Source organism: Streptomyces sp. NPDC048506, assembly GCF_040651315.1.
In the GTDB taxonomy this organism is placed as follows: Bacteria; Actinomycetota; Actinomycetes; order Streptomycetales; family Streptomycetaceae; genus Streptomyces.
On the sequence record NZ_JBEZIX010000046.1, the window covers coordinates 75,708 to 93,693 of the forward strand.

21 protein-coding genes are annotated in these 17,986 nt (G+C 68.6%); 9 read left to right on the plus strand and 12 right to left on the minus strand.

Features of this window, described 5'->3' with window-relative positions:
• The first annotated feature begins 161 nt into the window (after positions 1-161).
• On the plus strand, positions 162-659 hold the full coding sequence (locus tag AB0C96_RS31595) for a hypothetical protein (protein WP_362922129.1): 498 nt from the start codon (positions 162-164) through the stop codon (positions 657-659).
• A 50-nt stretch (positions 660-709) separates the two neighbouring features.
• On the opposite strand, the gene AB0C96_RS31600 is transcribed toward AB0C96_RS31595, so the two are convergent.
• Positions 710-1,354, minus strand: a complete 645-nt coding sequence (locus AB0C96_RS31600) for a pentapeptide repeat-containing protein (protein WP_362922170.1) — start codon at positions 1,352-1,354, stop codon at positions 710-712.
• Positions 1,355-1,856: 502 nt separating this feature from the next.
• On the opposite strand from AB0C96_RS31600, the gene AB0C96_RS31605 reads away from it, so the two are divergent.
• Positions 1,857-2,870, plus strand: coding sequence for a zinc-binding dehydrogenase (locus AB0C96_RS31605; protein ID WP_362922131.1), 1,014 nt, complete (start codon positions 1,857-1,859; stop codon positions 2,868-2,870).
• A gap of 217 nt (positions 2,871-3,087) precedes the next feature.
• Here the strand turns inward: AB0C96_RS31605 and AB0C96_RS31610 are convergent, their stop codons facing one another.
• Complete coding sequence (locus tag AB0C96_RS31610; RefSeq protein WP_362922171.1) at positions 3,088-4,191, minus strand: aminopeptidase P family protein; 1,104 nt, start codon at positions 4,189-4,191, stop codon at positions 3,088-3,090.
• 414 nt (positions 4,192-4,605) lie between these two features.
• Here AB0C96_RS31610 and AB0C96_RS31615 point away from each other — a divergent pair, with 414 nt between their 5' ends.
• Positions 4,606-5,196, plus strand: coding sequence for a sigma-70 family RNA polymerase sigma factor (locus AB0C96_RS31615; protein WP_362922173.1), 591 nt, complete (start codon positions 4,606-4,608; stop codon positions 5,194-5,196).
• A gap of 76 nt (positions 5,197-5,272) precedes the next feature.
• The gene (locus AB0C96_RS31620) at positions 5,273-5,605 is read left to right on the plus strand and encodes a hypothetical protein (RefSeq protein WP_362922133.1); all 333 of its coding nucleotides are present in this window, start codon (positions 5,273-5,275) and stop codon (positions 5,603-5,605) included.
• Between the two features lie 101 nt (positions 5,606-5,706).
• On the opposite strand, the gene AB0C96_RS31625 is transcribed toward AB0C96_RS31620, so the two are convergent.
• On the minus strand, positions 5,707-6,540 hold the full coding sequence (locus AB0C96_RS31625) for an ABC transporter permease (RefSeq protein WP_362922134.1): 834 nt from the start codon (positions 6,538-6,540) through the stop codon (positions 5,707-5,709).
• Entirely contained in the window at positions 6,537-7,457 is a 921-nt protein-coding gene (locus AB0C96_RS31630) for an ATP-binding cassette domain-containing protein (protein ID WP_362922136.1), read from the minus strand. The genes AB0C96_RS31625 and AB0C96_RS31630 overlap by 4 nt, the downstream gene beginning before the upstream one ends.
• Positions 7,458-7,673: 216 nt before the next feature.
• On the opposite strand from AB0C96_RS31630, the gene AB0C96_RS31635 reads away from it, so the two are divergent.
• The 3 genes from AB0C96_RS31635 to AB0C96_RS31645 all read left to right on the plus strand — a co-directional run bounded on the left by AB0C96_RS31635 (position 7,674) and on the right by AB0C96_RS31645 (position 10,782).
• The gene (locus AB0C96_RS31635) at positions 7,674-8,840 is read left to right on the plus strand and encodes a sensor histidine kinase (RefSeq protein ID WP_362922138.1); all 1,167 of its coding nucleotides are present in this window, start codon (positions 7,674-7,676) and stop codon (positions 8,838-8,840) included.
• Positions 8,837-9,499 (plus strand): response regulator transcription factor, encoded by a 663-nt coding sequence (locus tag AB0C96_RS31640; RefSeq protein WP_362922139.1) that lies wholly within the window; start codon positions 8,837-8,839, stop codon positions 9,497-9,499. Before AB0C96_RS31635 ends, AB0C96_RS31640 begins: the two co-directional genes overlap by 4 nt.
• Positions 9,500-9,771: 272 nt before the next feature.
• Positions 9,772-10,782, plus strand: coding sequence for an alpha/beta hydrolase (locus tag AB0C96_RS31645; RefSeq protein ID WP_362922141.1), 1,011 nt, complete (start codon positions 9,772-9,774; stop codon positions 10,780-10,782).
• 94 nt (positions 10,783-10,876) lie between these two features.
• On the opposite strand, the gene AB0C96_RS31650 is transcribed toward AB0C96_RS31645, so the two are convergent.
• Positions 10,877-11,170, minus strand: a complete 294-nt coding sequence (locus AB0C96_RS31650; protein WP_362922143.1) for a YciI family protein — start codon at positions 11,168-11,170, stop codon at positions 10,877-10,879.
• A gap of 786 nt (positions 11,171-11,956) precedes the next feature.
• Positions 11,957-12,373, minus strand: a complete 417-nt coding sequence (locus AB0C96_RS31655) for a hypothetical protein (protein WP_362922144.1) — start codon at positions 12,371-12,373, stop codon at positions 11,957-11,959.
• Positions 12,374-12,534: 161 nt separating this feature from the next.
• Between AB0C96_RS31655 and AB0C96_RS31660 the strand changes: the two genes are divergently transcribed.
• A complete protein-coding gene (locus AB0C96_RS31660) occupies positions 12,535-12,813 on the plus strand; it encodes a GntR family transcriptional regulator (RefSeq protein ID WP_362922146.1) in 279 nt (92 codons plus the stop codon).
• Between the two features lie 145 nt (positions 12,814-12,958).
• Here AB0C96_RS31660 and AB0C96_RS31665 read toward each other — a convergent pair whose 3' ends face one another.
• The 6 genes from AB0C96_RS31665 to AB0C96_RS31690 all read right to left on the minus strand — a co-directional run bounded on the left by AB0C96_RS31665 (position 12,959) and on the right by AB0C96_RS31690 (position 16,987).
• On the minus strand, positions 12,959-13,135 hold the full coding sequence (locus AB0C96_RS31665) for a hypothetical protein (protein WP_362922148.1): 177 nt from the start codon (positions 13,133-13,135) through the stop codon (positions 12,959-12,961).
• 437 nt (positions 13,136-13,572) lie between these two features.
• Positions 13,573-14,421 (minus strand): helix-turn-helix transcriptional regulator, encoded by an 849-nt coding sequence (locus tag AB0C96_RS31670; protein ID WP_362922150.1) that lies wholly within the window; start codon positions 14,419-14,421, stop codon positions 13,573-13,575.
• A 3-nt stretch (positions 14,422-14,424) separates the two neighbouring features.
• Positions 14,425-14,943 (minus strand): DUF6879 family protein, encoded by a 519-nt coding sequence (locus tag AB0C96_RS31675; RefSeq protein WP_362922151.1) that lies wholly within the window; start codon positions 14,941-14,943, stop codon positions 14,425-14,427.
• Complete coding sequence (locus tag AB0C96_RS31680; protein WP_362922153.1) at positions 14,924-15,187, minus strand: hypothetical protein; 264 nt, start codon at positions 15,185-15,187, stop codon at positions 14,924-14,926. The genes AB0C96_RS31675 and AB0C96_RS31680 overlap by 20 nt, the downstream gene beginning before the upstream one ends.
• Before the next feature lie 1,291 nt (positions 15,188-16,478).
• Entirely contained in the window at positions 16,479-16,796 is a 318-nt protein-coding gene (locus tag AB0C96_RS31685; protein WP_362922154.1) for a hypothetical protein, read from the minus strand.
• A complete protein-coding gene (locus tag AB0C96_RS31690; RefSeq protein ID WP_362922156.1) occupies positions 16,793-16,987 on the minus strand; it encodes a hypothetical protein in 195 nt (64 codons plus the stop codon). The genes AB0C96_RS31685 and AB0C96_RS31690 overlap by 4 nt, the downstream gene beginning before the upstream one ends.
• Before the next feature lie 104 nt (positions 16,988-17,091).
• Between AB0C96_RS31690 and AB0C96_RS31695 the strand changes: the two genes are divergently transcribed.
• Positions 17,092-17,931: a helix-turn-helix transcriptional regulator gene (locus tag AB0C96_RS31695; protein ID WP_362922175.1), complete on the plus strand. Its 840-nt coding sequence runs from the start codon at positions 17,092-17,094 to the stop codon at positions 17,929-17,931.
• Positions 17,932-17,986 lie beyond the last annotated feature (55 nt).

Consider the following 17,986-nt stretch of genomic DNA (forward strand, 5'->3'; position numbering starts at 1 on the left):
CACCATCGCCCTCACCGCGCCCGGTGTAGGACGCCGCCCCTCTCCTGAACCGCCCCCGTGAACCGCATCGCCTTGAACCGCATCAGCTTGAACCGCATCGGCGTGGCACCGACGACCGCCCGCCGCACCGGCGTGGCGCCATGGCGTGACACCATCAAGACGTGATCGACCTCGGCTACTCCCTCTCCCGCCGCTTCCCGGACCCGCCACAGACGGACTACCGGACGGCGGACGTCCACGCACTGCGGCACGACCTCTTCTGCGGCGACGTCTACATCGCCGACACCAAGGCCGACCGTGAGCTGTCCACGGCGTGGGGCTGGGTGCCCGTCCTCGACTTCGCCTGGGCGCTGTGCGACATCGTCGAGCAGCTCGACACCGACCCCCGTGGCAACCGCTCGGCCCGACCGATCCACGCCGAGCTGGACTTCACCGAGTCCAGCGACCGGATGCTCTTCGAGCGCCGCTTCGGGTGGGTGGACATCGACGCCGACTGGATGCCGGCCGACGAGGCCCCGCTCACCTTCAACCACGCCGCGCTGCGCCGTGAGGCCCGCGACTTCCTGCACGACCTGATCTCCGACCTCACCGATATGCACGACGGCCTCGCCGACAACCCCGCCATCTGGAACCTCCAGGCCCGCTTCCCCCGCGTCTGACCGGTGGTACGGGTGGAGTGAGGCCGAGACCCGGCCGAGCGGGCCCGGCCTCACTCCACCCGTACGCCTATCTGTGCCGCGAACGCCGGTGCCAGATCCAGCAGCTGGGCCGGGCTGATCACCGCGCCCGACAACCGGTCGATCCCCCGCGCGATGTCCACCGCGGCCGCGCCCCGCAGGTCGACGTCCTTCATCCGCACGTCGGAGAAGTCCATCCGGGCCAGGGTGCAGTCCTCGAACGTGACCCGCTCCAGCTCCGCACCCGCGAAATCCGCCTCAACCAGCACACACCCCTCGAAGGCGACGTCCCGCAGCTTCGCCCCCCGCAGATTCGGGAAGTCGATCTTCCCGCCGCGCACCACGACCCGCTCCAGCACCGCACCGTGCAGCTGCACCCCGCCCAGCCGGGCGTCCGACACCTCCACATCGCGCAGCGACGCCTGGGACAGATCCGTGCCGACCCCGCGCACCCCGCTCAGCACGCTGTCGATGAACCGCGCCCGGCTGAGCACCGTCTCGTCCAGCGCGCATCGCCGCACCGCGCAATCCATGAACCGCGCGCCGCGCGCCGACTGCCCCGCCCAGTCCTCCTCCGCGAACTCCAGCCCGTCGTAGTCCCCCTCGACCTCCAGCTCCCCGCCGTCGTGCGCCGTCAGCTCCGGCAACCGCACCTGCGGCCGCCGCACCGCCCGCACCGTCTCCGTACCGCGCCCCGCCACGCGATCACCGCCTTCCGTCCTCGTGCCACACGCGTCCCGTGCGCCTGCCGTACGTGTGCCGTACGACAGGCGCACGACTACCGCACGACTGCCGTACGAGTGCCGTGCGCGGGAGCGGTCCGCTTTCCGCGCCGACATCACCCATCGTGCAGCACCCCACTGACAATCCACCCTGACCTGCGAAAACACCCGATCCCCGCCGAATGCCGCCACAGCTCCCCACCCGATCCCGCACGGGCCCGGCCAGGCTCCGACCGATCCCCGCGCGGCGGCTCCGCACGCCCAGAAGCCGCGCGACGAACCGAAGTCGCCCTCGAATCGAAACGAACCGAAGTCGCTCGCGAATTGACCTCAACCAAGCTTGAGGTAACAGAGTGGCGGCGAAGCGCACCGCTTGTCCCATGTCCCAACCCCTAACTCCCAACCCCCAACCCCCAACTCCCAGCTCCTCACTCCTCACTCCTCGGGAGACACCGCCATGCACGCGATACGGCTGCACGCCTTCGGCCCCGCCGAGCACCTCCGCCACGAGACCGTCGAGGACCCCGTACCCGGTCCCGGCGAGGTCCGTATCGCCGTCGCCGCCGCCGGCGTCCACCTCCTGGACACCGCGCTGCGCGAGGGCCGACCCGGCGGCCCCCTACCGCTCCCCGAGCTGCCGACCGTGCCCGGCCGCGAGGTCGCCGGCACCGTCGAGGCGCTCGGCGCCGGCACCGACCCCGCCTGGCTGGGCCGGCGCGTGGTCGCCCACCTCGGCGCGGCACCGGGCGGCTACGCCGAACTGGCCGTCGTCGCCGCCGACCGGCTGCACCCGATCCCGGAGGGCCTGGACGCCGGCCAGGCGGTCGCCATGATCGGCACCGGCCGCACCACCATGGGCATCCTGGGCCTCGCCGAGCTCACCGCCGACGACATCGCCCTCGTCCCCGCGGCCGCCGGCGGCATCGGCTCCCTGCTCGTCCAGCACGCCGGGAACATCGGCGCCACGGTCATCGGCCTGGCCGGCGGCGCAGCCAAGGTGGCACGGGTCCGCGAACTGGGCGCCGACCTGGCCGTCGACTACACCGACGACGACTGGCCGGCGCTGGTCCGTGCGTTCCTCGACGGCCGTGGCGCACCGGGCGCCACGATCGTCTTCGACTCGGTCGGCGGCGTGCCCGGCCGCGCGGCCGTCGACCTCCTCGCCCGGGGAGGCCGCCATCTGGTCTTCGGCTGGTCCTCCGGGGGGCTGCTGACCGGCGGCCCGCTGGAGTTCACCGAGGACGAGCTGGCGGCCCGCGGCATCACGTCCCGGCAGGTGCTCGGCCCGGCCATGCTGGCCAAGGCGGGCGGCGAGAACCCGATCCGCACCCTGGAGACCGCGGCGCTCGCGGAGGCCGCGGCCGGCCGGCTCGTACCGTGGGTGCAGTCCTTCCCGCTGGCCGAGGCCGCGGCCGCGCACCGGGCACTTGAGTCGCGGGGCACGATGGGCAAGGTGGTGCTGGCGCCGTAGCGGCGCCCGAGACGAGGAGGGGCGGGGCGGACGGACCGCGCCCCTACGGGCGGCCGCTCCCGGAAGACCGCCCATGGGCGGCCGCTCACGGAAGACCGCCCATGGGCAGCCACTCACAGACGGCCGCCCATAGGCAACCACTCGCAGACGGCCGCCCATGGGCAGTCGCCCACAGACGGCCGCCCACAAGTGATCGCAGGCGGCCACCCACAGGCGCTCACCGCACCACGGCCAGCTCCCGCCCCGTCTCGTTCAGCCGCCGCCCGCCCGACTCCGTGCACGTCACGATGTCCTCGATCCGCACCCCGAAGCGCCCCGGCAGGTAGATCCCCGGTTCGATCGAGAAGCACATCCCCGGTACCAGCGGCAGATGTTCGCCCTCCACCAGGTACGGCGGCTCGTGCGTGGTCACCCCGATGCCGTGCCCGGTCCGGTGGATGAAGTACTCGCCGTACCCCGCGGCCTTGATCACCCGTCGGGCCACCCGGTCGATGTCCTGGCACGCGACGCCCGGCCGCACCGCCTCGAACGCCGCCTGCTGCGCCTCCCGCACGATGTCGTGCACCTTGCGCTCCTCGGCCCCTGGCTCCCCGACGTGCACCGTCCGCGTGGTGTCCGACCCGTACCCGTCCTTCAGGCCACCGAAGTCGAGCACCACCATGTCGCCCTCCTGGATGACCCGCTCCCCCGCCTCGTGGTGCGGATTGGCACCGTTGGGCCCCGACCCGACCACCGTGAAGTCCACCTGGCTGTGCCCGTGCGACAGCAGCAGCCGCGTCAGGTCCGCCGCGACCTCGGACTCCCGGCGCCCGGCGAACCGCACGCCCAGGATCTCCTCGTACGTGGCGTCCGCGGCGGCCCCGGCCGCGGCCAGCCGAGCCACTTCATGGGCGTCCTTGACGGCGCGCAGCATCGGCAGCACCTCCGTCAGCGCGGCGTACCCGCTCCCGGGCAGCGACCGCTGTAGCCCCAGGAGGTGCAGCGCCCAGGTGCCGTCGGACACCCCGTAACGCCCCTCAGGAGCCAGCCATTTGGCAACCTGCGCGTACGGGTTCGAGCCGTCGCTCCATCCGGACACCTCCACCGCCCCGGCCCCCGCGGCGCACTCCGCGTCCGGCTGCTCCAATACGGGCACCAGCAGCCGCGACCGCCGCCCCGGCTCGACCACCAGGGCGGTCAACCGCTCGGTGGCCGCCGGCGGCGTATAGCCGCACAGCCACACCAGATCAGGGCCCGGCGTCACGACCAGCCCGGCCAGCCCGGCCACTGCGGCGGCCCGGCCGGCCCGCTCCATCCGCCGCTCATAGTCCTCGTGGGTCATCGAAGTCACCATGCCGGTGAACCTACGCCGACGAACCCCCCTGCAGGCTGTCAGAACCCGTCTGCTGCCGCCCCCTTTCACCCCTCCAGTGCCGCCCGAAGCGGCTCTTCGGCCCCGACCTGCTCCCTCGGGAGGACCGGCCCGCGCGCAGAACGCAGAGCCGGCACCGGCGCCGGCCCGAGCCACCCCTTGCGGTGAAGCCGCGATTCCGGGCCGGGAACCCCTCGGGGCCCGCCTTCGGCGATCCGGCCGTCGCAGGCCGAATCCTTTCGCGCAGCCCGCGCCTCTTATACCTGTACCGACGAACGTCGGTACAGGACCTGGAGGTTGTCGTGATCCTTGGTGCCGGTATCGCGGTGGGCGTGGTGCTGCTCTGCACGTGCGTGTTCGTCCTGAAGCGCAGGCGGGGTGAGCGTGGCTGACGCGGCCTGGCCCGGCGAACAGCTGATCGTGGCCGCGCAGAGCGGTGACGTCGAGGCGATCGCCGCGTTGGTGTCGGGCTCACACCCGAACGTGCAGCGCTTCGCCCACTCCCTCTGCGCGACCCCGGAGGACGCCGAGGACGCGGCGCAGGAAGCCTTGATCATCCTGTACCGCAAGATCGGGATGCTGCGGGCCTCCGGCGCACTGGCGTCATGGATGTTCCGGATCGTCCGCAACGAGTGTCTACGGCGCGCACGGACGATGCTGCGGGACCACCCGCCGTTGCCGCCCACGGCCGTGGGCTCGGCGGTGGGCCCGGCCGTCGGCTCGGCGGTGGGCTCAGCGGTGGACCCGACCGTGGACTCGGCCGAGGACGAGGCGCTGCGACGCCTGGAATCGAGCAGGGTGGCGGCGGCGGTCGCCGCCCTGCCACCCGACCAGCGCCGGGTGCTGATCATGCGCGACATTCAGGGCCACAGCGGACGGACGGTCGCCGATGCGCTGGGCCTCAGTACGGCGGCGATGAAATCGCGTCTGCACCGAGCCCGCGCAGCGGTCCAACACACGCTCCGCGCCACCTGACGCAGCTCCTGGAGGAAACGAGGAGACGAGGAAATGCGGAGACGAGGAAATGCGGAAATGCGGAAATGAGGAGACGATGACTGGAACGAAGGCCGGAGGTCCCGACTTCTCAAGCGCCTCCCTGCCCCGGCACCTGGTCCGCGGCGCGCTGGGATTCGGCGCGCTGATCGGCTCGTTCGCACTCATACCGGCCGTCGGGCCGGTCAGCCTGGTGCTCCTGCCGGCCGGGCTGCTCGCGTTGCGCGGGTGCCCGATGTGCTGGACGGTCGGGCTGATGCAGACCATCTCCCGGGGCCGCCTGAAGCGCTCCTGCGAGGACGGCAGGTGCACCCTGACCGTCGCAGGCCACGGGAAGGGCCACAGCACATCGGTCGCCTCGAAGGACCACAGCACATCCGTGGCCTCCTAGCTAGGAGGTGCCCACCCGACCTGCCTCCCCTGGAGGCACGTCCAGGGACACGTTGCGAGGCACGTCCGAAGACACGTCCAGCGACACGTAGAGAGGCACCATCACACATCGCGGCGCCGCACCACGACCACCGCGAGTGCGACGGCGACCAGCGGCCAGAGCGCGAACACGATCCAGGAGCCGGGGACCGTGGCGGTGTAGCCCAGGGATCCGGGGTCCGGCTCCCAGTTCTGGACCAGGCGATTCCAGGCGGCCGACACCAGTGCGTGCTTGATGTCCGCCGACCAGCGATTGCTGTCCGAGAACATGGTGGGCAGCATCAGCAGGGCGAAGACGCCGGTGATCACGGTCGCGGCGGCGTGCCGCAGCAGAACGCCGAGTCCCAGACCGACCAGCGCGCAGACCGGGGCCAGCAACGCGGTTGCCGACATCGCCCGGAACACCCCGGGGTGGGTGAGGGTAACGCCGAAGTGGCGCCCGTTCAGGATGGCCTGGGAGACCAGGAAGGAACCGGCGGAGGCGGCCGTGCCGACCGCGGTCCACAGCACGGCGGTGACGGCCGCCTTGGCCAGCACCACCGAGCCGCGGGCGGGCACGGCCACGGTGGTGGTGCGGATCAGGCCGCTGCTGTACTCGCTCACCATGGCGAGGGCGCCCATGCTGCTGGCGACGAGTATCAGCATCCAGGAGCCGGCCGGCGGGTAGGCGTCGTGGGCCAGGAAGGCGGCGGGACCGGAGCGGACGGCATGGTCCGACAACGTGGCCACGGCGGCGGAGCCGATGACGAACAACACGGTGAAGGCGATCGTCCACGGGGTGGAGCGCAGGGACCGCATCTTGATCCACTCGGAGCCGAGCAGGTCGCGGAAGCGGGCGGGCGGCCCGGCGACGAGCGCGGCCGACGTGGTCGGGGGGACGGAGGCGAGTGTGGTCATCGGGGCTGTCCTGCCTGGTATTCGGCGCTGTCGGCGGTGAGTTCCATGAAGGCCGCCTCCAGTGAGGCGGTGCGGGTGGTCAGTTCGTCGAGCCGGATCCGGTTTTCGAAGGCGAGCGCTCCGATCCGGTCCGCCGCGAGCCCGGTCACGGCGAGCCTCTCGGCGTCGACCGAGCCGTCCGACGCCACCGAGGCGCCCTCCGCGGTCAGCACGGCTGCCAGCTCGGCGGTCTGCGGTGTGCTCACCACGACGGTGCTACGGGTGCCGCGGGCCGCGAAGTCCCGTACCGACTCGGCGGCGATGAGCCGGCCCCGGCCGATGACGACGAGCTGGTCGGCGGTGTTCTCCATCTCCGACATCAGGTGGCTGGAGAGGAAGACCGTGCGTCCCTCGGCGGCCAGGCGCCGGAAGAGGCGACGTACCCAGAGCACGCCCTCCGGGTCCATGCCGTTGATCGGCTCGTCGAACATCAGCACGGGCGGGTCGCCGAGCAGGGCGGTGGCGATGCCCAGCCGCTGCTTCATGCCGAGGGAGAATCCGCCGATGCGGCGGGTCGCCACCTGTGCCAGTCCCACCTCCTGAAGCACCTCGTCCACCCGGCACCGCGGGATGCCGTTGCTGCGGGCCAGGGCGGACAGGTGGGCCGCGGCGCTTCGACCGCCGTGGACCTGACCGGCGTCGAGGAGGGCGCCGACGTGCCGCAGTCCGCGCGGGTGGTGGCGGAAGGGGACGCCGCTGACGGTGGCGGCACCGTCGTTGGGCGCGTCCAGACCGAGGATCATCCGCAAGGTGGTGCTCTTGCCGGCTCCGTTGGGGCCGAGGAATCCGGTGACCTGGCCCGGCCGGACGGTGAAGGACAGCTGGTCGACGGCGGTCTTGTCGCCGTAGCGCTTGGTGAGTTCGTTGACTTCGATCACGGCACCCACACTGCCGGGAGGACCCTCGTGCGGGCATGGGGCCGTGGGCCGCAATCGCGGGGGCGGACTGGCCCGTGGGCGTACGTCCCCGGGCCGATGTCGGGGCGGGCAGCGGCTGGTTAGTCTCGCGGCATGGAGGCCACACCAACCACTCCGCTGCCTGCGTTTTCCGCACTTTCCGCATCGCAACCGCCCTCTCGGCCGGGCACCTCGCCGATGACGAGGACGAAGATCACGGCCTGGGCAGGGGGTGTCCTGTACATCTTCGTGCTGGTTCTGCTGGTGGGCGGCGCGCCACGGGCGTCGGGCACGGTCCACGCAGTCGGGTCGCTGCTGGCCGTGAGCCTGCTCGTCGGTGTGCTGCGACGGGTGCCGCTGCTGGCCCTGGCCATGACGCTCTTCGGATCCACCGCCGTGGTGGTGCTCACGACCGGCTCCGCCCATGCGGACCGATCGGTGTCGTTCCAGGGCCAGTTCCTGTCGTATCTGGCGGTGGACCTCGTCCTGGGCTTCATCGTCGCCCACTGCACGCGGCGCTCTGCGGCGGTCGCCGTGGCCGTGTCTCTCGCCGTGCAGGTCATGGTGATCGGCGGCTTCGCACACGGGGACAACCTGACCGTCAACGGCGTGATCGCCCTCTTGGCGACGGCCGCGTCCTGCACGGTCGGCCTGCTGCGCCGCGAGCGCCGCGAGCACGCGGTGGCACTGCGTTCACAGGAGGTGGCCGAGGCGGTGACCGCCGAACGGCTCCGGATCGCACGGGAGTTGCACGACATGGTCGCGCACAGCATCGGCATCATCGCCATCCAGGCCGGGGTGGGCAGCCGGGTCATCCGGACGCAGCCCGCGGAGGCCCACGAGGCATTGCGGGCCATCGAGGCCACCAGCAGGGAGACCCTGTCAGGCCTTCGGCGCACGCTGGTGGCGCTCCGCCAGGCCGACCTGGACGGCACCTCGGGGCAGGCACCGCCCGCTCCCTCGCCGGGTCTGGCGGACATCGAACGGCTGGCGGCGGCCACTGCGGACGCGGGGGTACGCGTCGACGTGCGCCGCAGTGGTGAGCAGCGTCCCGTGCCGGCCGACATCGACCTGTCCGCCTACCGGATCGTGCAGGAGGCGCTGACCAACGTGGTCCGCCATGCGGGCACCGGGCGCTGCCGGGTCGCCATCGACTACGGGAGCGAGGAGCTGTCCGTGGAGATCGTCGACGGCGGGCGCGGCGCCACCGGGACCGCCCCGGGCCACGGCTTCGGCCTCGTGGGCATGCGGGAGCGGGTCTGTCTGCTCGACGGCCACCTCAGCGCCGGGCCGCAACCCGAGGGCGGCTTCCGCGTCCTGGCCCGGCTGCCGCTGCCCGCACCCGTCGGAATCGGGGCCCGATGACCGTCCGGGTGGTACTCGCCGACGACCAGCCGTTGGTGCGGTCCGGTCTGCGCGTGATCATGGCCGATCACCCCGACCTGGAGGTCGTCGGCGAGGCCGCCACCGGCACCGAGGCGGTCCAACTGGCCAGGGACACCGGTCCCGATGTCGTGGTGATGGACATCCGGATGCCCGGCATGGACGGGATCGAGGCCACCCGCCGGATCATGGCCGGTCCGACGGCCACCCGTGTCCTCGTCCTGACCACCTTCGACGAGGACGACCACGTCTACGGCGCGCTCCTGGCCGGCGCGAGCGGCTTCGTGGTCAAGGACATGGCGCTGGACGACATCCTCGCGGCGATCCGCGTGGTCGCCGCCGGCGACGCACTGATCGCACCGGGTGTGACGCGCCGTCTGATCGCGGAGTTCGTCCGTCGCCCCGGCGCTGCCCCGGCGCGCTCCCCACGCCCCGTCGAGGGCATCACCGGGCGGGAACGGGAAGTGCTGACCCTGGTCGGACGCGGCCGGTCGAACACCGAGATCGCGGAGGATCTCTTCATCACGGTGTCCACCGCCAAGTCCCATGTGTCACGGCTGCTCGCCAAGCTGGGCGCCCGGGACCGGGTCCAACTCGTGATCACCGCCTATGAGATGGGCCTGGTCACCCCGCCCCGCTGACCACACCCCCATCGGCACGCCATCACCATCGGCACCGCCATCACCATCACCATCGCCAGAAAGCAACCAATGGAAAGAATCCAATGAAGCGCATACTCCTACTCGCCGCGTCAGCCGCACTCACTCTCCTCACCCCGCCCACGGCCTCGGCTACTACTTCCGCTACTCCTTCCACTACTGCTTCCACTCCTCCCCCTTCTCCTGCTGTTTCCTGGTCCGCCTCCCTTCACCCCGGCACCCCGAACGTGTCCTCGCCCCGGACCACGCCCGCATTGCCCCAGCCCACCGGCGAAAACCGGATAGGCATCACCACCCTGCACCTGGTGGACAAAGACAGAGCCGATCCGTGGGTACCGAACGAGAAGCGGGAACTGATGGTCTCCCTCTGGTATCCGGCCAAGAAGCCCTCGCGCACACCCGCGCCGTATATGACCGCCGAAGAGTCCAAGCTCTACCTGAAAGCCGGCGAAGTACCCCTGCCGCCGGATGCGCTGACCACAGTGGCCACCCATTCCACCGTCGACGCCGATCCGGTCAAACCCCGTGGCGGACTGCCGCTGGCCCTTCTGTCGCCGGGTTACGGAATGCCGCGCGCCACGCTGACGGGCCTGGCCGAGGAGTTGGCCAGCCGCGGCTACGCCGTCGCCGCGATCGGACACAACCACGAGGCCAACGGCATCTCGTTCCCCGACGGACACACCACCTCCTGCCTGGTGTGCGACGCCCCTGACGACCAGAAGGTGGGAGACACGCGCGCCAAGGACGTCTCTTTCGTTCTCGATGAGCTCACCGGCGAACACCGGGCAGGGAAGGGCGACATCCTGATCGACACCAACCGCACCGCCATGGTCGGACACTCGGCCGGGGGCTTCAGTACGATCCCGTCCGTGCTGCGGGACAGGCGGGTGAAGGCCGCGGTCAATATGGACGGCAATTTCCGGTACCAGAACGACCTGCCGGTGGATCGACCTTTCCTGATGCTGGGCAAGCCCAGCCATGTACCCGGCGGCCCCGACTCCACCTGGGACAAGACCTGGGCCCAACTCACCGACTGGAAGCGGTGGTTGACCATCGATTCGACAGAACACCTGTCCTTCACCGACCTGGCCACGCTGTCCAAGCAGTTCGGAATTCCGCTCCAGAAACTCGACGGCGATCGTGTCGACACCCTCACCCGCACCTACATCGCCACATTCGTCGATGCACACCTGCGGGGACGGAATGCTCCCCTGCTGGACGGACCATCACAGCAGTTCCCGGAAGTGACGTTCCACCAACCGTGATCTCCACCCAGGCCATGGCCGGCACGTTCCTGCCTCAGAGCCTGCCTCCACCGCCGCCGGACAACACGTTCCATTCACGGCCCGGAGGGTCCACTCACTCCTGGTACTTGAGGCCCTCCAAGCCTGTCGCGACCAGTAGCGGGGTGAACTCCACGACGGTGTGCGCGGCGACGCCGTTGAGGACATACGGATCGGTGGCGAGAAGGCGGTCAAGGTCTTCGGCGGGCATCCGGGGTGCAAGGTAGACACCACCGACCAGAGGCACCTGACGCCCGGCCACCAAGAGCAAGCGTCGCGATATGAGCTGATTCAGCCAGTCGCCGTGGGCTGGTCTCCACTGGTCCACTTCATCCAGTGGCGCCGTGTAGGTCACTGTGACAACGAACATGCCCGGACCGTAGCGGAACGCCAAGGACTGGCGCGATCACATTCCGCGATCCGGCAGACAGGCACGAGCGCCTCGGGACCGCACCCCATCGAACTCCACCGCGCACGTCCGGTCGGCCCCGAAGCGGGGCGGACACCCCACGGCCCCGGCGCCCCGTCCACGCACACACCACGCACGCAAACGGCCCCGGACAAGGAGTCCGAGGCCGAATAGAGCGCCTCTCCCGGGAAAACCCCAGGTCAGCGAGTTACGCTCAGAGCCCCCTGTCGGATTCGAACCGACGACCTTCGCTTTACAAGAGAGTTTTACCCCTGCGGCTCACCTGCGGAAATCTGGTCACAGGCCGTTTGACCTGCGTAAATGCCTCTCGCTCTATCACTCGGGATCACACCCCTTCCCGGCCTCGTCCGTACTGAATGTGTACTGGATACGTACCGCGAAGACCGTGCCCCACAGGCGCTTCGTCCCAGCTCACCGGGCCTGCGCCGCGCCCCGACGGAGTGCGCCACCGCCCTCTGTGCCCGGCGTCGCAGCAGCTACTGTGTGCGGCGCTTCGGCTTGATTCAGTGCCGATCCCGCGGCGGGCGCGGCCATGGCGCGGGTGCGCCAGCTCCCCCGGCGCCCGAACGGGCCACTCAGCGTGTGATGCCGTGCCGCCCAGTCGGAGACTGGCCATCTGGACAGGCCGTTGATCCGCCGGGCGCCGCGGCGAAGTCAGATGGCGGATGCCGCGGGACCCAACGACAAAGCCCCGTCCGGGTACCAGACGGGGCTTGGCCGACGAGCTCAGGCAGCGGCACGCCATTGGGGAGGCCAGGGGCGGATACCGATCATCTCTTCATCGTCGAGGTATTCGATCAACATCGAGGCAACGGGGGATGCGGGGCGCTCTGCCCGTTGCGCTACAGCCGCGAACTGGTCACCGGGGTACCGGTATGCGTAGTCCACGCCCAAGGCGGCGAACTCAGCTGCCCAGCGCCGCTCACGCTGGACGGGCGAGAGCCGTAACGTCTCCTCGTCCCGGAAGATAGCCCGTACTTGCTTCGCGCTCGGACCGGCCCACGGCTTGTTCCACGGGTTCACGGGGTTCGGCTCTGATTCAGGAACAGAGGGGGCGGCAGGATGCAGCATGCTGTGGCGGCCGCGAGCGGGCAGCAACAGACACAGCACCCATAAAAGGGCGCGCAGGATAAGGTCGGTCACGTTCGTCAGCTCCCTAAAGCTGATGGGCCATGCCCCCGGACCCGGCAAGGTCGCGGGGGTCTTTTCATGGCTGACCATAGACCTACCTGTAAAGGCCTGTAAAGGGCTGTATGGACCTGTCAGGTGGTGTCGAGGTGTGGCCGGCCGGATACCTTCGGCTTATGGAGTACGGGCCGGATGACCAGGTGGAGCGCGACGCGCCAGAGGCGCCGTTTCAGCAGCTCGCGGGGATCTTGCGTGCACGGTTGGCGCGGGGGGACTGGAAACCTAATCGGGCCATCACCAGCGAGAACGCCCTCGCCGACGAGTACGGCCTTTCTCGCCCGACCGTCCGCCGGGCGATTGCCGCGCTTGCCGACGAGGGGCTTGTGTACGCAGTGTCGGGCCGTGGCACGTACGCAGCCGAGCAGAAGCCGGGAGATTCCGCCCCGAGCGCGTGAGAGTGTGCCGCCCGCGCATCAGAAACTGCGCAGTCCTCGAAAGCAATGAGGACCCGCCAGCGGAGGGCTGGCGGGTCCGGTAACTGCGCAACCTTACGTGTAGCGGCTTGCCCCTACTTCTGCACGAGCGTTGCCGGCGCGGGGATTACTTACCGCCCCCGCCCTGCGGCTGCGGCTCGCGCGGGGCCTCCGGGGGCATGGGGCCTCCGTCGTGCTTGCCGCCGTCCGCCTCCATGTCGGCGGGGTGCCGGAACGGGACTCCGCGCCAGCCTTCGGCATCGGGCAAACGCGTCGCATACGTCTCGACGGCTAAGGCACTCATCTACCAACCTCCTCTTTCGCGAGGGGCCGCACCGCCGTACCGTCGAAGGCACGGCCCGAACGTTCCGCAGGGTTCCTGCGGTTGGGCCACCCGCCCCGGCGATAACCTGTCCAGGGTTTCCGCCGCCGGGGCGGGAGTCTTGTGTCAGTGGCGTTGCGTGTGACAGCGGATGTCCCGGGCAGCGGCGCAGGCCGCCCGCCAGTCCTTCCGCGTCAGCGCCCCACTCCGCCTGTCACGCGAGGCGTCGCACTGCTTGCAGCCGGGCACCGGAGTGCCTTCGAGCAGCCAGTCATCCAGGGGCAGTTCCACAGGGGGTTGGCTGTACCGAATCGGGCTGCTCATGGCTCTCCGCCGTTCTTCGCACGTCGTCTCGATGACGACACGCTAGGTAGCCGCGGGCTCCAACTCCCAGCCGATTGCACGCGATTGCACGGCGATCACCTAAGAGAGTCCATGGCTGCTGTGATCAGCGCCCGAGCCTTCGGGCCGTAGACCGCCATGTCAGCCATGGTGGAGAACGCATCCGCGTACATGGACACCTCGCTGGGCTGCGTGAGCGTGAGGTAGCCGGACACCAGCTCAACGTTGACTTGCGTCTTGTCGAAGATCCAGAAGCCTTCCACCGGCATGCGCGTGCGGCCAAGCTTCGCCGGCACCACCCCGACGCTTACGTTGGGCAGCGCGCTGACCGTCAGCAGGCGTTCGAGCTGTTCCATCTGCGTATCGGCGGTGCCCAGCGCGTTGGTCAGCACTGACTCTTCCATGAGGAAGGCGAAGCGCCTTTGTCCCTCGTACAGGACCCGCTGACGGTCCATGCGGGCGGCCACTGCATCGGCCACGTCATCGATCGCTACGCGTCTTCGCTGAACTGCGCGCAGCACGTCTTCCGTGTAGCCGTGGGTCTGGAGCAAGCCAGGCATCAGCCATGACGAGTAGCACCGGAACCACCGGGTGCGCTTGAACAGCGGCAACCGCTCTTCCTGAGCGCGTTTGAGGCCCGTCCGCTCCATCCGGCGCCACTCAACCCACATGCCCTCAACGGCCCGCAGAGAGGCTATGAGGTCCTGCGCCTGGTCCTCCGCGCTGCATGCCTGGCACCAAGCCAGGACGTCGTCAGCGGATGGTGCGGTCTTGGCGGTGGCGATTCGCGACACCTTGGACGGGTGCCAGCCGCATGCCGCAGCTAGCTGTTTGCCTTCCAGGCCGGCGTCCCGGCAGATCTCGCGAAGGCGGTCTGCAAGTACCTGCCGGGCTGCCTGGACACTGGACGATGACGAGACTGCCATGGGTCAGACGAGCTTGTACTCCTCGTGCGGTGTAGCTCGCTCCCACACCGCTTCGAATGCCGAACTCACCAACTCCGTGACGGCTGGTTCAGTGCGCCACTCTCGGTCAACTACTTCGCCAGTACCGGAGAAGTAGGTGAACAGCACGGACGAAGCGTCGAACATCCACAGGTCAGTTCCGGGCAGGGGGATGTCCGCGGCCTTGCGGCGGGGCAACCACCGGACCAGCTCCCCCGCTGCAACGTTGGCGAACGTCATGTCATGCTCATACTTGATGTAGTCCGTCACCGGCTCCGAGACGATCCGAGCCCGCCGCATGACGACTCCGCGCGCCGTCGTCTCGGCGGCCAGGTCACCCCACGACGACCAATAGTCCGGCAGTTTCGTTGGGTCGTTGTCGTACCGATGCCCTGAACGCCAGCGTGCGAACTCCGGATCATCCGGGGTGTAGATGTCGCGCATCTCCAGGTGTACCGCCGAGTGCTGTGCCTTGGCGAGTCCTTCACGTACGGGGTACTTCACCGTCTCCGTCCTCCGGTCCGGGGATGTACTTCAGCATGACGGCCGGAAGCCGGATGATCGTCTCGTGATCCGGCACGTCTGTGGAGTGGCCGGGAATCGAACCGATCTCCTGGCACGCTGCAACCTCGTCATCCGTGGCCTTATAGGACTGGATCAGCAGGTCTCCGCTGTCTTGGTCCAGCCAGATGGTTGGAGAGTCGTCAACGGGGGTGTTCGGGATGATCCCTAAGAAACGTAGCTGCATACCTTCCTCCCCTGTCGATGCGATTGCGCCTGATTGCACGACCATCACCCTGTCGGGACAGGTCGTCAAGAGGGCATAGGCGCCAAGCAGAACCAGCACAGGAACGACAGCCGCCCCCGCAGCACCCCAGCAGGGGAAGCCACAGGGGCAGCGCACGGCCAGTTAGCCGGCTGGGGCCCCGTCCCGGCTGACTGGAGCTCTAGAGACAGTCAGCCGGGACAGGAATCTTTGGTTATCGGGCCGTCGGCTGCCATCCGCCCCTACAGATGGGGCACTGGGGGTTCTCGCATGGCGGGTGGTTCAACGCACTACCTCTCACTTGTAGATCGGATGGAACCCCGCCCCCTACCGGGATCTGCGGGCAGGCAGCATCGGCAGGAGCGTCCGGAAGGGGGCGGGAGTCATTGGCGGTCGCCCGGTGACCGCTCACATCGGGCGACCGCTTCGCGCTCCCCACTTCGTCCCTTGAGCATGTAGAGAGGGACTGGGGCCAACGGGGGTCATGGGGCCTCACCGCGAAGAGCGCGCCCGGCCACAGGAAGCCGGGGGTTCAGGTGATTTCAGGAACGGTTGGAGCAGAACCGACACGGCGTCTTGCGTGCCCGCACCGCTTTTGTGAGCGATACGACATGCACGCTCGGGGCCTTGTGTCTGCCCAGCGCCACACAGTCTTGAGCCTCGTGGTATCGATCTCCGCCCGCAGCGACATAAACCGCTGTGGTGATCGCTTGTTGCCCGCTCATACGTTCCCCTATAGTTGGTCGATGCGTTAGAACGAAATCTTGGGGTCCGGCCCTGGCAGCTCACTCCGGATTTTCCGGCTGCCCTTCGGGTGTCCATACTTCATGTGTGCGTGCATTGCTTCGGCAGTTGCCTCAACGGCGTTCAGATTTTGACTTCTGAGTGCCTCGCGTATTTCCTTGCGAAGCTTGGCGCACTGAATACAGCTGTCGGAATCAACGTTTCCAGCGCGAGGGGCAATTAGATTCAGGAGTTCCTGAACTGACATAATCTTCCTTTCCATGCCCGCCCCCTTGCCGGCTCTTTCGAGCGGGCAGCATCGGCAAGGACATCCAGCAAGGGGACGGGGGCTTGGACGGTCGCCCGGTGACCGCTCACATCGGGCGACCGCTTCGCGCTCCCCACTTCGTCCCCGCTTGCTGCGGAAGAGACGGGAGCCGACGGGGGGGTGTTAGGGCTCTCCGCGAGGAACGCGCCCGGCCATGACCAAGCCGGGGGTTGTGACCCGCTCCCTGGCGTGGCGTCACCCCAGGGGCCAGGAAGCGGGAGTTCATGAATTCGTCAGGACGATGACCGCAACGACGAGAAGGGCCGGCCCTGCGCACAGCGCGAGGAGGCTGCCGACACCCCAGCCGTACAACGTGGCTCGCACGCGCCGTCGCCGTACCCGCTTGCGATCGTTCACGATGCGGACCAGGCGCGCCGCTGTCCCGACCCCCACACGGCCAAGGTTGATCCGGATGTCCCCGTCGGCCGTCTCGGCGAGCATCATCTCGGGCAGCCTCATCTGCGCGTCAGCGAAGGCACATCGAAGATCGTGAAGCGTTTCCAGTGCCGCCCGGCTGTCTGTGCGTGCGTTGGCAGTCATCGCTGCCCCTCATGCTTCGGGTGGCTCCTGAGTTCGAGGTTCAGGTCAACAACCTTGGTCTTGTTGCCCCGCGCCTCTGCCAACTGCCGCTCATGCACCAGCGCCTGACAGATGTCACACTCCGCCGCAGGCTTCGGCGCGGAGGTGGGGAGGCCAAGGTGTACGGGCGGGGTCAGGCGTTGCTCTGCCACGACTGCTCCTCTCCGTAGTGATTCCACTACCGGGAAGCAGCAGCGTGACCTACAGTCGGCATGTCTTCAACTTGCGCCACTTGAATGGAGAGTTGGCTACCCGGATGGTGAACCGTAAAGAGTTAGACCCCGAGGAATCGCCGAGCGCGCGGTTCGGGCAGCGTTTACGCATGTTGCGGGATGAACGCGGCTGGACTCAGGACGAGCTAGGCAGGCGGATGGGGTGCACTGGCACGCACATTTCAGCTGTGGAAACTGGTCGGCGTCCTCCAACTCTGCGCTTTGCGACAAGTGCTGACAAGGCACTCGGTACGGGTGACCAGTTGGAACGGCAGTGTCGTGCAACCCGGGGCAGTGCACTACTGGAGGGCTTCCCTGAGTTTGTGGATCACGAAGGCCGCGCAGTAGAGATCCGCCTGTACGAAGTAGGTGTGGTTCCTGGTCTGCTCCAGACCCCGGAATACGCATCCGCACTTGCCAAGGGCGCTGTCATGCGTGGGGCGATCACACAGGACGAAGCCGATGAACGGGTCTCTCTCATCGCCAAGCGGCAAGCGGCGATTGCCCGCCCACGTCCGCCCATGATCTTGGCCGTGCTAGATGAAAGTTGTCTCCGCCGACCCGTTGGCGGAACTGCCGTCATGGACCCTCAGCTTGACAGGTTGCTTGAGTTCGCCAGGATGCCGAACACCACGCTTCAGGTAGCCCCGTTCGGCATGGCAGAGCATCGCCCTTTTGATCTGCCAGTCACCGTGTTGACTCTGCCGAATCGACAGCTCATGACCTACGCCGAGTCCGCACAACGAGGCCATCTGGACAGAGAAAGCGAGTCAGCAGCGCCCATACTGACGGCCTACCATCAGATGCAGGTTGAAGCGCTCAGCCAGACGGCGTCTGTCGCCATGAGGTTGCGTCCAGGGAAGTGGTGTAGGGGTTCGACCTGATCCGGGGGTTTGCTCCGGCTTCTGGCTGATGCCCGCATAGATGAACGGCCACCGG